Annotated in this window: 14 protein-coding genes; 7 read left to right on the top strand and 7 right to left on the bottom strand. The window is 43.3% G+C overall.

All coding sequences use genetic code 11. From position 1 onward, the window contains the following. Positions 1 to 7 precede the first annotated feature (7 nt). Complete coding sequence (locus NBH16_RS13310; protein ID WP_005863367.1) at positions 8 to 568, bottom strand: DUF3575 domain-containing protein; 561 nt, start codon at positions 566 to 568, stop codon at positions 8 to 10. Between the two features lie 269 nt (positions 569 to 837). On the opposite strand from NBH16_RS13310, the gene NBH16_RS13305 reads away from it, so the two are divergent. The 7 genes from NBH16_RS13305 to NBH16_RS13275 all read left to right on the top strand — a co-directional run bounded on the left by NBH16_RS13305 (position 838) and on the right by NBH16_RS13275 (position 7,659). Beyond that, a complete protein-coding gene (locus tag NBH16_RS13305) occupies positions 838 to 1,887 on the top strand; it encodes a PDDEXK nuclease domain-containing protein (protein WP_250788713.1) in 1,050 nt (349 codons plus the stop codon). A gap of 229 nt (positions 1,888 to 2,116) precedes the next feature. Continuing rightward, positions 2,117 to 3,247, top strand: coding sequence for a clostripain-related cysteine peptidase (locus NBH16_RS13300; RefSeq protein ID WP_250788712.1), 1,131 nt, complete (start codon positions 2,117 to 2,119; stop codon positions 3,245 to 3,247). 735 nt (positions 3,248 to 3,982) lie between these two features. Beyond that, complete coding sequence (locus tag NBH16_RS13295) at positions 3,983 to 4,561, top strand: hypothetical protein (RefSeq protein ID WP_117693473.1); 579 nt, start codon at positions 3,983 to 3,985, stop codon at positions 4,559 to 4,561. A gap of 13 nt (positions 4,562 to 4,574) precedes the next feature. Further along, complete coding sequence (locus tag NBH16_RS13290) at positions 4,575 to 5,411, top strand: LpoB-related protein (RefSeq protein ID WP_117693471.1); 837 nt, start codon at positions 4,575 to 4,577, stop codon at positions 5,409 to 5,411. Positions 5,412 to 5,419: 8 nt separating this feature from the next. After that, positions 5,420 to 5,863: a hypothetical protein gene (locus tag NBH16_RS13285; protein ID WP_117881297.1), complete on the top strand. Its 444-nt coding sequence runs from the start codon at positions 5,420 to 5,422 to the stop codon at positions 5,861 to 5,863. 11 nt (positions 5,864 to 5,874) lie between these two features. Continuing rightward, entirely contained in the window at positions 5,875 to 6,738 is an 864-nt protein-coding gene (locus NBH16_RS13280) for a DUF6175 family protein (protein WP_117693467.1), read from the top strand. 9 nt (positions 6,739 to 6,747) lie between these two features. After that, positions 6,748 to 7,659, top strand: a complete 912-nt coding sequence (locus NBH16_RS13275) for a hypothetical protein (RefSeq protein WP_117693465.1) — start codon at positions 6,748 to 6,750, stop codon at positions 7,657 to 7,659. 116 nt (positions 7,660 to 7,775) lie between these two features. Here the strand turns inward: NBH16_RS13275 and mobV are convergent, their stop codons facing one another. The 6 genes from mobV to NBH16_RS13245 all read right to left on the bottom strand — a co-directional run bounded on the left by mobV (position 7,776) and on the right by NBH16_RS13245 (position 14,327). Further along, positions 7,776 to 9,140, bottom strand: a complete 1,365-nt coding sequence (mobV, locus tag NBH16_RS13270) for a MobV family relaxase (RefSeq protein ID WP_117693463.1) — start codon at positions 9,138 to 9,140, stop codon at positions 7,776 to 7,778. 154 nt (positions 9,141 to 9,294) lie between these two features. Next, positions 9,295 to 9,651 carry a hypothetical protein gene (locus NBH16_RS13265; protein WP_165859785.1) on the bottom strand — a complete coding sequence of 119 codons (357 nt, stop codon included), beginning with the start codon at positions 9,649 to 9,651 and terminating at the stop codon, positions 9,295 to 9,297. An 81-nt stretch (positions 9,652 to 9,732) separates the two neighbouring features. Further along, a complete protein-coding gene (locus NBH16_RS13260; RefSeq protein WP_005797051.1) occupies positions 9,733 to 10,125 on the bottom strand; it encodes a hypothetical protein in 393 nt (130 codons plus the stop codon). 17 nt (positions 10,126 to 10,142) lie between these two features. Continuing rightward, positions 10,143 to 11,375, bottom strand: a complete 1,233-nt coding sequence (locus NBH16_RS13255) for a site-specific integrase (protein ID WP_005797050.1) — start codon at positions 11,373 to 11,375, stop codon at positions 10,143 to 10,145. A gap of 255 nt (positions 11,376 to 11,630) precedes the next feature. Continuing rightward, positions 11,631 to 11,912 carry a DUF6722 family protein gene (locus NBH16_RS13250; RefSeq protein WP_250788711.1) on the bottom strand — a complete coding sequence of 94 codons (282 nt, stop codon included), beginning with the start codon at positions 11,910 to 11,912 and terminating at the stop codon, positions 11,631 to 11,633. A 33-nt stretch (positions 11,913 to 11,945) separates the two neighbouring features. Continuing rightward, positions 11,946 to 14,327, bottom strand: coding sequence for a lamin tail domain-containing protein (locus NBH16_RS13245; protein ID WP_250788710.1), 2,382 nt, complete (start codon positions 14,325 to 14,327; stop codon positions 11,946 to 11,948). Positions 14,328 to 14,405: the final 78 nt, after the last annotated feature.

Below are 14,405 nucleotides of genomic sequence, written 5' to 3'. Positions count from 1 at the left end.
TATCTCTTTATTTGATGATGTAAACGATACTGATACCCGCCTTTGTTAATCCCCAATACTCGTTGCGGAACTTGCCGATAGGCGCATCTCCTCTAGGAAAAGCGTACTTATCATATTCGAAATGCAAGTATCCGAAACCCGCCGTGAACTCCACGTTCCAACGGGGCGACACGTATAACTGATAACCATAAGAGATACCGCCGCCATAAGCGTTACCGTTATAACTATTCTTTTTCTCCATCCCATACAGGAGCTTCAAACCGGCGAAATCGTAATCCATATACTGGGCATGAACCCCGAAGAAATGTCCGTTGAAACGCTCGTGTATCCAGTAGCGCGCCTCTGGTTGTATCATCCAATGCTTAAAGGACTTATCGCTCGAGAATGTCCAACCGTTATAATACCCCGATGCCTCAACCGACCAATGCTTGTTGAACGCAACCTCCGCCCCTACGTTCGGCGTAGTGATCGCATCATAAAGCACATTGGTCTTCACGGCCACGACCTGTCCTTGAATATCCATAAAGGTTGACAAAAGAAATACTAACAGTAAATATAGTTTATTCATATCTCCCGGTTCATTAGGTTTGTTTATTTAAGAGACAAAACCGTACAAATATAAATATTATTTATCAGTTCATTTGTACGTTAACTTATATAATATCCATGATTTACGGATGAAAAACGTTATCTTTGTCTACAGAAGTCACTAAATGTTCTTGTAGTAATTAAAAGTAAACGAGTTAGCTTCATCGCAGTTGACTTTGATGATTGGCAACCTCACGGTTAGCGAGTTTGACTTGCAGGCATTAAACGAATTTAAATCGGTTCTTTGCAATGGATGATATGAAGAATGAAATGGTAAATTCCTTAGACGGGTTCGTGGGCGAAATAAAACAGATAATAGATAGCGCACGTGCCAATGCCGTGCGGAGTGTGGACCTCTGTCGGGTGCAAATGTATTGGAACATCGGCAAGCGCATTTTCGAGAAAGAGCAGCAGGGTAAAGAGCGTGCCGATTATGGCTCTTACCTTATCAAGAACCTCTCGAAGCGCATCACGCCCGACTATGGTAGCGGATTTTCGGTGCGTCAGCTCGAAATGTGCCGTCAGTTTTACCGTACTTACCCGATTGCGAATACAGTGTGTTCGCAATTGAACTGGTCGCAATACAAGTTGCTAATAGCCATACCCGACACAGATAAACGCAAATACTACCAATTGGAGGCGGTGAACAACGGCTGGACTAAACGTGAGCTGGAACGGCAAATCAATTCCCTGCTCTACGAGTGTCTGTTGCTTAGTAACGACAAGGAGGCGGTGCTTGCCGTGGCGCAAAACCAACGAATTCCCGAATCGCCCACGGAGATTATCAAAGATCCAATGGTATTGGAGTTCCTCGGATTGGAACGCCGTGCTTCTTATTATGAGCGAGATTTGGAGAGTGCTATTATCTCGCACATTGCAGATTTTCTGCTTGAAATGGGCAAGGGCTTCTCTTTCGTGGCAAGGCAGAAGCGACTACTTGTGGAAGATGACGAATACTTCGCCGACCTTGTGTTCTACAACCGCCTGCTGCGCTCGTTTGTGGTGATTGAACTGAAAACGCAGAAACTCACGCACCAAGACCTTGGACAGTTGCAGATGTATGTCAATTACTACGACCGCTATGTGAAGACGGAGGATGAGAACCCTACTATCGGTATTCTGCTCTGCACCGACAAAAACGATACGGCGGTGAAGTTGGCTTTGCCCGAAAACAATCAGACTATTCTCGCAAGCAAATACCAACTCTACCTGCCTACTACCGAACAGCTCATCAATGAAATCAATGAAGTGAAACGCACTGCGGAGAAATCTCAAAACGATTACAAAATTAATCAATAGAACAGCTCCGATTGATTCCATAGCTCCTATAATAATGATGATAACTGCCGCAAATGGTTTTGTTGAACAAAGCACGAGATATTCAACAGATAATACCGGAAGTAGCTTAGCAAATTACACTCTCATATATAAAATAGTAGAGTGGAAAGTAAGGATAAATCATCTTCCTCATTCTTCCGTATATCAAGAAATTGTAATACCTTTGTAAAATAAATCCAGAATATGACTCATGAAGGCTAAATATATCGTGATTTTTTTCCTGTCACTCCTTTCGTTTGTCGCTTGCGATAAAGAGGAGGTCGTTATCCCTACTACCGCCCCTCGTACGGTTCTTATCTATTTCGCGGGGGATAATAGCTTGAGTGGATACGTGAGCCAAAACCTGAGGGCGATAAAGGAAGGGATTGAGCGAGATGGATTGAACAACGGCAATTTGTTGATCTATACGGATAAGCAGAACGAGGCTCCCCAGCTTTTTCAATTAAAGCTGGAAGCGGATACCATCCGGCAGATCGTGCTCGAGACCTACGACTCGAACCAGAACTCGGCCTCTACCGAGACGCTGACGCAAATAATCGACAAGGTACAAAAGGAATATCCGGCGGATAGTTACGGGTTGGTGCTGTGGAGTCACGGAACGGGATGGCTACCTTCGGATATCTATAGCTATCTGCGTTCTTTCGGGCAGGATGGGAAGAATAATTTCATGGAGATCAATGATTTGGCCTCCGCTTTATCGAAGTATCATTTTGATTTTCTTTTGTTCGACGCCTGTTATATGTCGTGCGCCGAGGTAGCTTATGCTTTCCGGGGATGTGCGGATTATATCATCGGCTCGCCAACGGAGATACTGGCCAATGGTTTCCCCTATCAAACGATCATGGGGGATATGTTCAAGAAAGAAGCTGATGTGGTGGGGATAGCGACAAAGTTTTATACGTATTATCAAAGTGAGGCAGGAACGATCTCGGTCATGAAAAGCGATGAGTTGGATGAATTGGCCGCTACTTGCCGTACCCTATTCCATGATAAGACGGAAAGTGATCTTTTCGCCGTACCCGTTAGCGAATTGCAGATCATGGAGTATTTGACGCCGAATTATCATGCCTTATATGATTTTGATGATTACGTGAGCCGTCTGGCCACGGAAGAGCAATATAACGCATTCAAGCGGAGCATGGAAAAGGCGGTTATTTACAAGGCTACTACACCCAAGGCGGTTTACGCTTATCCGTATCCATATGGAAGCTATCTGCCGGTCAATAAATATAGCGGCCTATCCATTTACGTCCCCCAAGAAGCCTTGCCCAAACTGAACGAATGGTACAAGAACCTTGAGTGGTATAAAGCGGTCTATTAATCACCCCTTATCCAACGCTTTCCGCGAGGAGTGTGAAGAAATAGTAAGATACTCCCTGCTATTGCAGCAACAATTGTAAAAAACACAGCCACTACTATCATACTAATCTATTTTAGATTTTTGTCAGTTAGACTTAACTGATTGAGAAATAAACTTTTAGCAAAGTATTTGAGAAGTGGCGGTAACGAGTTAGCAACCGTGCGAATTTCAGCGTTTTGCGTTGCTATGCTGTCAAACAACTCTTTAACGAAGCAAAAATAAGAAGTTTTTCTGAGAAAAACAAAATTCGGATGTATCTTTTTCCATATTCTTTTGCTTGAATGATAGAACTTAAGTATATTTGCATTATGTCGTCCACGCCGTGGAATTAACAACGATGGGTGGGCGAGATATTACATAATATAAAAGCGTCATTGATGCTTTGTCTTGTGGCTTTCTGAAACCTGAGAAATTTCGAATTGTTGGTCATGGACAATGTCTGAAGTGAATGCTACGGGTATGTTAAATTGTATCCCGGAGTGTGCAGTGAGAGTATATAATGCTCTCCGCACACTTTTATGGGAACGTGCAACATATTGGCGTGGGCAGACACTCCATTCGTTCACCAACAAGGTTTTCTCAGGACCTCAGAAGCGGACAAGTGGATGTGGAAGCCCACGTTTTTTATTATGTAATCAAAATTTTTAAGCAAAAAAATCGCCTTATCGGGTTTCTAAAGGCACAATAGTTATTTTTATGAAAAAATATGTATTAATGCTCATGTCTCTTTTCATGATGGTATGCTCCGCCAACGCTCAAATCAAGGACGACATTCAGAAAAGTAAGGAACGCGCTGCAAAATTGCAAGCATTGTGTAATGATTACAAGACATCAGGAAGTGCAAATGTGGATGGCTATGGGGATGCAGTGAAGAATGCCGCAGTTTTGGCGATTGCCAACAGTGTACAATTGGAAAATATGTACAAACGAGAAATTGGTGAAACTCAAGATGGTGTAACAGATGTTACAATTACTAAACCTACTCTTGATGAATGGGTAACATTTGCAGCGACTGTAGCAGGAGAAGCCGCAAGCATAAAAGCTGCAACGGATAAAGTTCAAGCGGCTGCTGACGAGGCAAAGAAAATGATAGAAGAGGCATCCAAGCAAAAGAATCCCATGAAAGCTGCAAAAGCTGCAAAAACAGCCAAGGCTGCAACAGCCGTAGTAGAATTTGGAAATACCGCAACTCCAATTTTAGTGGAAGAAAGTGCAGCTCAAGTAAAGGCTGTTAATACAATTATCGAAACTCTGAAATCGGGTAAAAATCTATAATCCCTAACTGATTATGAGATTTGTTATTATTACAATCATTATGACTGCGTGTATCTTTAAAGGGTATGCGCAGTCAAATGATGATGACCGCCAAGTAGTCGGTGTCGCAGAATTTTCTTGTAAAGAAAATAGCCCTTATACTGGATTGGTGACAGAAAAGGTTGTGGAAATGCTTACCAATAGTAAACGTTTCAGAGTAGTTGACCGTACCAGTCGGGAAAAAATAACACAAGAATTGGAATTACAAAAAAGCGAGGCGTTTATTGATAGTGATAATCTTGTAGAGCAAGATGTTGCTGTTGCTGCGGAAAAAATGATTACCGGAGAGATTGTCAAGATACCCGTTTACCGTATGAAAAATGGAGATGGAACAATAAGAGGTTATAAGGCAAGTGTCGCTTTTCAAATGAAGATTGTGGATGTGGCAACGGGGTTGAGTACGGAAGCAACCAGTTTTGAAGGAAAAGCAAGCGATGAGTGCCTTTCTCCGGAAAGTGCCGTTACAATGGCTATGATGTCTTTACAAGATAGAATGGCTGAATATTTTAGGATAAACTTCCCCATTACAGCTAAACTTATGAAGATTGTGAAAGAAAAAAATGGTGTGGCAGAAATTATCCTGATAAAAGCGGGTAAAAAGCATGGGATAAAAGTAGGGGATAAATTCAATGTTGAGGTGCTTGAAATTCTTGATGGAGAAATTCTACCTACTACTTTGGGAATTGTTACTGTGACAGCATTAAAAGGAGAAGCCTATTCAGAATGTAAGGTTAGTAAAAAAGAAGGTAAGGCAATCTACGAAAACTTTAATGCAAATAAGCAAATCAAATGTTTTCTTATTATAAAATAACGGTTTAGATGAAGAAAATACTGATAATATGCCTAATAATGTTGACCGCTATACTTGAAGTTTCAGCACAATATCAAGTAAGCGTATTAAACGCAACAAAAGATGCTGTTTCAATGCGTTGTGTCGGTTATGGGAAAAAGGCTACTATTGCCTCAATGGATGCAGAGTTATCCGCAATAAAGACTTTACTTTTTGTAGGAACGCAGAAAACTCAACACAGTATGCCTCTTGTACAAGAAGATAAAGCCGTAGTCGAAAACAAATACAAGAAGTTCTTTGATGCTTTTTACAGTAAAGAATATCAAAACTTTGTAGAATCATCTATCATAGTTACTCCCTACGGGAAAAACGCATTAAAACAAAAATGTATAACATTAGATGTCTGCATAAGAGTGAACCAATTGAGAACTTATCTTGAAAACAATGGAATTATAAGAAAATTCGGTTTATAAAAACAGAGCGTATGAAAAAAATTATGATACTACTACTGGCAGTATTTCTCAGTAGTATGGCATGGGCGCAGACAGCTACAGTCCAACCCAAAATAATGGTTATCCCATATACCAAACAAGGAGAAGACATTTCTCAAGTAATAGAAAATGATGTCAATAAAAGAATTGTATTAGCTAAAATACGTGAAGCTTTTGATAGTAGAGGATTTACGACCGTTGACTTTGCAGCAAAACTTAAATCTTTATCACGTACATCGGGATTGTCTCAAGAAAGTCAATCAGATTTAAAATCAATGATTATCCAGCAATCGGGTGCGGATATATATGTAGAAGCGGAAATGGATATAGTTCTTTCATCTACTGGGAATAGTGTTAAAACAATACTTACAGCGTATGATATTTCAACTGGTGGCTCTCTCTCAAATAAGGTGGGAGAAAGTGGCAAATTCTACACTGAAGATATTGGTAAACTTGGAGCAAAGGCTGTTGAAAAAGTTGCTGATGAATTCCTTGATATTATTCAAGTAAAATTCACCGATATAGTTAACAACGGACGTTCAATTAATGTGGATTTTAGTTTTGAACAAACCGCTTCCATTTCCATGTCAACAGAAATTGGCAATGATGGTTTAACCTTGTCAGACCAGTTGGAACTTTGGATGAGTGAACACGCTTATAAAAACAATTATCATATACAAGGTACAACTGATAAAAGAATGATATTTGATGATGTGCGTATTCCATTAAAAGATGACAATGGAAATAATTATAATATCAATAAATTCGGACTCGAATTTTTGAAATTTGCAAGAAGCATCGGGCTACAAATTACTCGAAGTACTGCCAATAATACACTTGTTATAACATTTAAATAGTGTCTTACGATGAAAAAAATATTTTTTCTTTTATTGTTATTAGGATATTCTTGCCTTGTTCAAGCTCAAACTGATAATGTCTATATATCTGTAGCAATGCCAAGTGACTGTACCCTTGACGGTAATACAAAATCAATTCTTAAAAACAAACTTTTACAAATTCTTTCTACGGAAGGTGTCGCAGGTACTGAATGTGGTGCTATCATTATAGTTCCGGAAATCAATATAATCAACTCCAATTCTGTATATGGTGGAATGAGACAAATTTTGTCTGTAGAGCTTGGTATAACTGTGACTGTTAGGAACATGATAACAAATACTGTATTCAATACCATGCAAATTGCCTCTAAAGGTGAAGGCTATTCTGATAATGAAGCTAAACGTTCGGCTATCAATAAAATAGATGCACTTAATACTGATTATTCAAGATTTGTAGAAGCAACTAAAATGAAAATATCTGATTATTATAGAAATAATACAGTCTCTTTAATAACCAAAGCCAATACTTTGGCTTCTCAACAACTGTTTGACGAGGCTCTTGCTTTACTTTCTACTTATCCCGAATCATTGCCCGGATATACAAAAGTTTCAAATGCAATGGTATCCATATTCAAAAAATGCCAGACACAATATTGCAGTCAGATTTTACTATCGGCTCAAGCTGCTTATTCTAAGCATGATTATACAGAAGCGGCAGAACTTGTTTCTATGATTGATGCACAAAGTAGCTGTGCCGCACAAGCTAAAGCTTTACTTAATTCTATAAAAAAAGGAATGGATAAGCAGTATAATGATATAATCGCAATGGAAAAAGAGAAAATCCGTTCAGATGAACGTATCAAGTCTGCACAAATAAAAGCTATCAAAGACATTGCTACCGCATATTTCAAACGTCAAACAGAGTATATATTCTTTTGGTAACTGTAAATTCAAATAAAGCAACTCCTAACGGTAAATAAATGTATCGGTCATTCTTACTTAGCATTCAGCAATAAAAGATACGGAACAGAAAAAGCTGCTCCGTATCTCTTAGTTATTTATAATTTCATCCCCTTGCTTTTCCGTTGCGATTGTATGGGCTGTCGCATGCTTTGTTTTAGCCTCTCGAACTGCTCCTTGAACCATTCGCCAACGGGAGTTTGATTGATATACAGCACAAGTCGTTTCGATACGGATTCCTGCCTTATTTTTGCAGTGACGTTTCTTGCCGTGAAACTTCGCCCGTGTTCTTCGGAATAGAGCGTGCCATCGTGCGTTACTTCCCTGCCGGCTATCAGTGTACGGGTCTGTTCCGTGGAAAAGCCCACGATGGCGCATAACTTCTCAACCCGCAGGACTTCTTTCGCCAACGGAAACCATGCGCAGAGCTTCTCCACAAGGCGTGTAAGCCTTGATACCTCTCTCTTGTGTTCGGCTTCTTTCATCTGTATTTCCGTCATGTGCCGTTGCTGCATTTCCAGCACTTGACGGTTGTGGTCTGCCCGTATGGTCTGTATCTCGGCTTGCAGTGCTTCGATGGTTTCCTCGTGTGTGGCTACCTCCCTATGCAGGGCGGTGTTCTCCCTCTCCAGCGTCTTGACCTTGTTGCTCCCGAAAAGAGAACCGACACTCTCGGCGATGTTGGCGGCTGCGGTCGTGGCTGCCCCTTTCAGCCGTTCGGTCTGTATCTCTTTTTTCGCCCGTTCAAGCTCTTCCCGTGCCGTTTCTTTCCGTTCCTGCAATTCCACCACTTCCGTTTTCAGCTCCTCCGTCTGTCGCTTTATGTCACGGTAATATTGCTGCGTGGAAACGTGCCTCGCCTCCGAACCGTCCACGCCCCGTTGTAAACCGTATTTTTTCATCGCAACGGCGTAGCTGTCCTGATAGGCTTTCAGTTTCAAGCGGCTCATGATGTCATCTGCGCACAGCCTCACGGTGTCGGTCGGCTTCTTGCGGTAGCGTTTCTTCGCCTGCTCCTCCCTTTTCTTCCGCTTGCGTTCCCCCTTGACTATCGGCACAAGTGTGACGTGCATGTGCGGCGTTTTCTCGTCCAAGTGCAGGTGAGCCGCCACGATGTTCTCCCTCCCGAACGTGTCGGCAAAATATTTGAGGTTGTCGGCGCACCACTCGTCCAGCCGTCCCTCCCGTTCGATGCGTTCCATGTCTTCGGGTGTTGCTGACACGTTGATGCGGATTGCCCGCACTTGGTTACTTCCGATTTTGCGTGTCAGTCCCGCTTCTTCCAGCCTCCTTTGGATAGCCGCCGAACGGTCTTTCACTCCTTCGGGATATTCGATGAGTTTTCGGTTTAGATGCGTGCGTGTGGGGTCGGCGTTCTTGGGTATGATGAAACGCTCTATGTGGGCGGTCGTCCCGCTGTCGGAACCGTGCGCCTTTTCCATGTGTAAAACTACGAAACCCATATATTCTTCCTTTCTTTTTTGGCTTGTGAAACAATGATTTTTTGTATCTTCAGGGGCGGCAAATGCCGTCCCCGATGGGGTGTGCAGAGGGGCTTGCCCCTTGCCTTATTGGGGAATTTTCAGCGATACGTAGTATTGCGGCTCGGAAAATTCCCTAATAAGCTACGGTATTTTCTCCGTAAATACCCTGCGGCGTGCCGTCCGTCTGCCTTTCGGCGGTGGCTGTCCCTGCCGCCTGCTTACCCGTATAACCCCACCTTATTATTTTTCCCTTTCGGTCGGTGGTGGGCGGCGGGGCGGTCGTTTCCGTTTTTAAAGGCTCTTTTGCACGGGGCGGTCGGATACAAGGTTTTCCCAATAAATACGCTCGCAGCGAAGCGAGAGGAAGATTTATCGGGAAACGGCGCAGCCGCCTGACCTTTAAGCCGACATAAAGCCCCGTGCTTGCTTTGCCTTTGTAAACGGAAATGATTGCTCCGCTTTCCTCTGAAAAGAGAAATAGAACCTGCAATATATATCACCATAGTGATAGGTTTGCATGTTGGTATGCTGATATATTGGTATGTTTGCATGTTGATATGTTGATATGTCATCATGCTTTCCAACGGCTGTTGGGCTTGCCGTCCGAAACAACCGACACGAATACCGTCGTTTTCTCTTTTCGCCCGTGTATAATCCTCTCTAATAATGCCCTGCGGACTTTCGCCGCCCCGAACGATTCGATACGGAAAGCGAGGGCGGCTATCGTTTCGAGGTTGTAAACCTCCGCGCTGTATCTGTCCGATATGCGGATAATGCGCTTTATGTCATATATACTCAAAACTCCGCTTTTGCAGAGTGCCTTTATCCCTGCCCGAACCGTCGGGGCGATAACCCCGAACAGTTCGCAGATTTCTCGCTCGGTCATGGCGGTTGCGCCTATATCGCTCGGCAGGGAGATATTGCCCTGCCCGTCCATCGTGATAATGTTCCTTTCTTCTTTCATCGGTATTCTGTTCTTAATTAAATGGCTCGGCAGATATTCTTCTCCATATCCTCCAACTTGTGCGACAAGGTTTCCATGTCTTGGCTTATCTTCTGGGCGGTGATTTTGGCGTAAATTTGGGTGGTCTTTATGTTCGTGTGTCCCAAAAGGCGGCTCACCGTTTCGATGGGTACGCCGTGCGACAGAAGCACGGTCGTGGCGTTCGTGTGGCGTGCGACATGGTAGGTCAAACGCACCTTGAAGCCGCATTGTCTGCCTATATCTTTGAGTATCTTGTTACAACTGCCGTTGCTCGGAACGGGGAAAACATGACCGTCCCTTGCCAGCCCCTTGTATTTCTCGATGATACGCTTGGGAACGTCCAAAAGGCGGATGTTCGATTCGGTGTTGGTCTTCTTTCTTCGGGTGATTATCCACAGGTTGCCGTCGAAGAATGTTTGCAGGCGGTCGGCGGTGAGGTTCTTCACGTCCGAATACGCCAAACCCGTGAAAACAGAAAAGACGAACAAGTCCCGTACAAGCTCGTGGGTGGCGTTCTTCATCGGTGCGTCCATGAGCGTCTGTATCTCCGTTTGGGTGAGGTAGCCCCTGTCCACGCTTTCGGGAGAGTTGATATATCCCGCAAAGGGATTAAAGGGCAAACGCCCGTCGTTCCTCGCTATGGAAACGATGTGTTTCAACACAATCATGTAGCCCCACACGGTATTGGTGCGGCATTTCTTCTCCGTGCGCAGAAAATACTCGAAGTCGTTGATGAACGTGAGGTTTAGTTCCTTTAATGGAATATCCTCACGCTTGTAGGTATGGGGCAGGAACTCCCGAATATGGTTGCAGACCGTCCGATAACGGGTAAATGTACCCTGCGCCCTGCTGTGCCCGACTTTCTTCTCGAACTCGGCGTTGTGCTGCTCGAACAGCTTCAGCAAAGTTTCCTGCTTGACGCCGATACCGAGATAGGCGTCTTTGAGTTTGGCGGCGGTAACATAACCGTCCGTCTGCATTAACTCTTGATAGCGGCGGTTTACCTCCACACGGATTTTATCTACTGCAAGGTTGATTCTCTGCGCTTCGACGCTCTTGCCCGAAGCACGGCTGTTCTTCACATCCCACAAGCGTGGGGGAACGTCCATCTTGCAACTGAACTGTTTAATCTCGCCGTCCACCGTGATACGGCACATCAGAGGCAGGTTGCCGTTCGGCTTCTCGCTGCCTTTCTTCACGTAAAATAATACCTTGAATGTACTTCGCATAACTCACTCCTTTTTTTGGTTACAAAATTAGTTCTTAGTGAGTTACCGACAGCTATGTAAATCAACGCAAAACGCAGAAAAAGAACCTTTTAGCAAGAAATTTGCACCCGTTACGGGAGTAACGAGGTGGTAACTGAACTTCTGCGCCGTTTGGCTTCGAGGTGGTATTTCGTTGGCTCTGTCCCATAGAAAAACAAAGCGTAACGAACGCTCTATCAGCTAATTCGCTACGCTTTGCCCAAATTTACTTTTTCGCTATGTGTTTATTTTAAGTATTAAACTTCCAATATATGCGAACCATACGGTAGCAACTAAGCCAACTCCAAAAATATACCAAATGATCAAAGGTATAGTATCAACATATGATAACCTTTCCCAATTACCTATATTAAAGAAAGCTCCACCTAATCCCAACACTAAAGCCGCAAATGTCAACTTTGACAGGTCAAAGAAATACTTCGCGATATTCTCCTTCCGTATCTTCACTAACTCTCGTGCCTCTTTATTCTTTTCTCTCCTTCTTTCAAAATCACTCATGACAAAAATAGTATTTATATTTCACATCCCATTCTATTTCACTAGGAAAACTTCTTTATAACGTTCAATTTTTCCTTGAGGATGAACGAGTTCCGCATAGAAAATATAGACTCCTGTTCTCACCTTGGAACCATTTGCCGCAAGGCCGTTCCAAGTTAATTCACCTTCTATCCCTAATAAGTCATGATTTACCACCTCACTGATACGCCTTCCGGAGATATCAAATATCCAGGCCCTACAGGTATAACCGGATTCATCAAGATGGTAGGAGATCGTATATTCCTTCGTTGCCTCAGAATAAACGGGAGACTCTATGCCCGTGACCTCGCCTTCATCTTGCTTTCCATATTGGGAATTCCGATAGCCGGGCGTACCGTATCCCGCCGTGACCGAAGCCGAGGTCCAATTCATCTCATCCTGCGTATCGCTATTAGGATTAATCCGCTCCAAGGCAATCCCCTTCTCGTTTTTCACGGATGGGGCATGCCATTTAGAGGAATAACGAATCTCATCGATCATAACCTCATCTTCTGTACGAAACAGGACTAGCGTAGCGGAGGTATTTGCCAAGACCGGAAGTTTTAATTCATGCAAAGCATCCGGCGAAGATATCAGATAAAAATCGCTCACCCCTTCTATACTTTTAGTCAGCAACGCATAATCTTGTGGTTCTACCGGAGAGACTATAGAAGATAAAGGATAATGCGTACTCAATGTACCATCGGATTTACGGGTAGCAACAGACAGTCCAGCCAAAGGCAATGTCCGGTCTGAACGATTATAAAGCTCGATATACTCACTCCCTTCCGGGTAAGGATTCGGCAACAACTCATTAAAAACGATCTCATTGGGTAAGACTATAATGTCCGTGGGGATACCCGGTTTATGGGGAGTGTCCGGACGATCTGGATCTTCTGGTTCATCGTCAGGAGAAGAGTTTGCGGAACCCGGCGTGCCTCCTCGCTCATCCGTTGATAAATAAAAACCGGTTTCAGAACGTTCCCAAGCGATACCGGCTTTCGCTTTCTCATAGGCAATCCGGTCGATCTCCTTACCGGAAGGATCTAATAACACAAGCTCCTTCCCCGTGTTCGCCAAAGACGCCGGGAATTTATCCAAGGGCAGATCCAGCCCCGAATCGTCAATATGTATATCCCTACCAGACCGATAAAGCACGATATATCCATCCGCTTCCAAAAGCAAAGCTGTCAATACCGTTGGCTTACTACCATATAAGAATGACCAACCATTTAACTCTATAGCCTTATCCGTCGTATTATAAAGTTCCACATACTCCGTTTCCGGAAAAGCCTTTTGCCCTTTCGGATCAGCCATCACCTCATTAATACGGATACTACCGGCGGGGAAAGAAGGAGTATCCGGCACTTCCGGTTCCTCCGGAACGTCGGGCTCTTCTTCATATTCTAACCGAATCTCGGTAGAACTCTCCGGAATCTTATTTCCCTCAAGATCCATTAACCCCGAGCACAACAAATCATAACCCATACCAACCTTCAACTCTTTATCAAAGCTGATATTCACATGGATCCGCATATCATCCGCATAGGTCATACGAGAGGCATTACCGATACCCGATATAGAGAATATCGCCTCACGGATATCCACCGGAAGATTATATTGTAATTGGAAAACAGACTCGGTGATCGGTTGGATAGCAAGAAGCCGCGGAAGTACCAACGGCTCATCGGGCTCATCGGGCTCATTGGGTTCTTCTGGCTCTTCGGGAGTATCCGGCTTCTCTGGTTCGATCGAGATATTATCGGATATAATGATGTAGTTACACGCAAAATCATTTACTCGAGTTTTAGAATAGCGGCATTCAAAACGTAGTTGTCCCCCTTTACATGAAGAAGAAACTTCAGACTCACAACTCCCTATCAAGACAAACCTACCCTTCTCTAGCACATATAAGTTCCATATCTTATGATTTTCTAAAGTAAGTTTCACTTTCAAATCCACGGCTCCCAACAAGACATCGAGCGCTTTCTCTATTAAGATCTTTGGATTCTTCTCCGTTGCGGTATGTTTCCGAAAAGTTATCGTTTTCTTATTACTGCCGATTTGGACATAATAATCGTTTTTTAATCCAAGCATCCTCTGATCATCTAAATAAACATGTAGCCGGATATGGTTTTGATCGCTTGGTTTGAAATCCATCCGAATCTCAAATTCCCATTCCATTGTAGCGGAATAAACGAGAGGAGTTTCTATGGAAACACTTTTCCGGGTAGGATCCGCACGTGAGACCAGCCATCCGTTCTCAATCACAAAGCAATCTAAATCACCCGTCCAAGGGTTATCCGATGTAATCTCCGGTCCATTAAACGGTTCTTTTAACTGGGGATAAGCGCAAAGCGGAAGTAAAAACGCAAGAATTAATAATAATTGTTTCATAGCTATATCGTTTTAGTTATAAATTTCTCTATCTTTGCACCCTAATAAGTTACAACTGTAAATAATAGGGCGCAAAAG

It is taken from the genome of Parabacteroides sp. Y3-G-102, from assembly GCF_023656845.1.
In the GTDB taxonomy this organism is placed as follows: domain Bacteria; phylum Bacteroidota; class Bacteroidia; order Bacteroidales; family Tannerellaceae; genus Parabacteroides; species Parabacteroides distasonis.
Note: the sequence above shows the minus strand (reverse complement) of the source record. Positions and strands in the feature narration are given on the sequence as shown.

Coding starts and splice junctions, on each gene's coding strand:
- NBH16_RS13255 (WP_005797050.1), bottom strand. CDS start 11,375: ATGCGAAGTACATTCAAGGTATTATTTTACGTGAAGAAAGGCAGCGAG.
- NBH16_RS13275 (WP_117693465.1), top strand. CDS start 6,748: ATGAAAAAAATATTTTTTCTTTTATTGTTATTAGGATATTCTTGCCTT.
- NBH16_RS13280 (WP_117693467.1), top strand. CDS start 5,875: ATGAAAAAAATTATGATACTACTACTGGCAGTATTTCTCAGTAGTATG.
- NBH16_RS13310 (WP_005863367.1), bottom strand. CDS start 568: ATGAATAAACTATATTTACTGTTAGTATTTCTTTTGTCAACCTTTATG.
- NBH16_RS13295 (WP_117693473.1), top strand. CDS start 3,983: ATGAAAAAATATGTATTAATGCTCATGTCTCTTTTCATGATGGTATGC.
- mobV (WP_117693463.1), bottom strand. CDS start 9,140: ATGGGTTTCGTAGTTTTACACATGGAAAAGGCGCACGGTTCCGACAGC.
- NBH16_RS13260 (WP_005797051.1), bottom strand. CDS start 10,125: ATGAAAGAAGAAAGGAACATTATCACGATGGACGGGCAGGGCAATATC.
- NBH16_RS13305 (WP_250788713.1), top strand. CDS start 838: ATGGATGATATGAAGAATGAAATGGTAAATTCCTTAGACGGGTTCGTG.
- NBH16_RS13250 (WP_250788711.1), bottom strand. CDS start 11,912: ATGAGTGATTTTGAAAGAAGGAGAGAAAAGAATAAAGAGGCACGAGAG.
- NBH16_RS13285 (WP_117881297.1), top strand. CDS start 5,420: ATGAAGAAAATACTGATAATATGCCTAATAATGTTGACCGCTATACTT.
- NBH16_RS13290 (WP_117693471.1), top strand. CDS start 4,575: ATGAGATTTGTTATTATTACAATCATTATGACTGCGTGTATCTTTAAA.
- NBH16_RS13300 (WP_250788712.1), top strand. CDS start 2,117: ATGAAGGCTAAATATATCGTGATTTTTTTCCTGTCACTCCTTTCGTTT.
- NBH16_RS13245 (WP_250788710.1), bottom strand. CDS start 14,327: ATGAAACAATTATTATTAATTCTTGCGTTTTTACTTCCGCTTTGCGCT.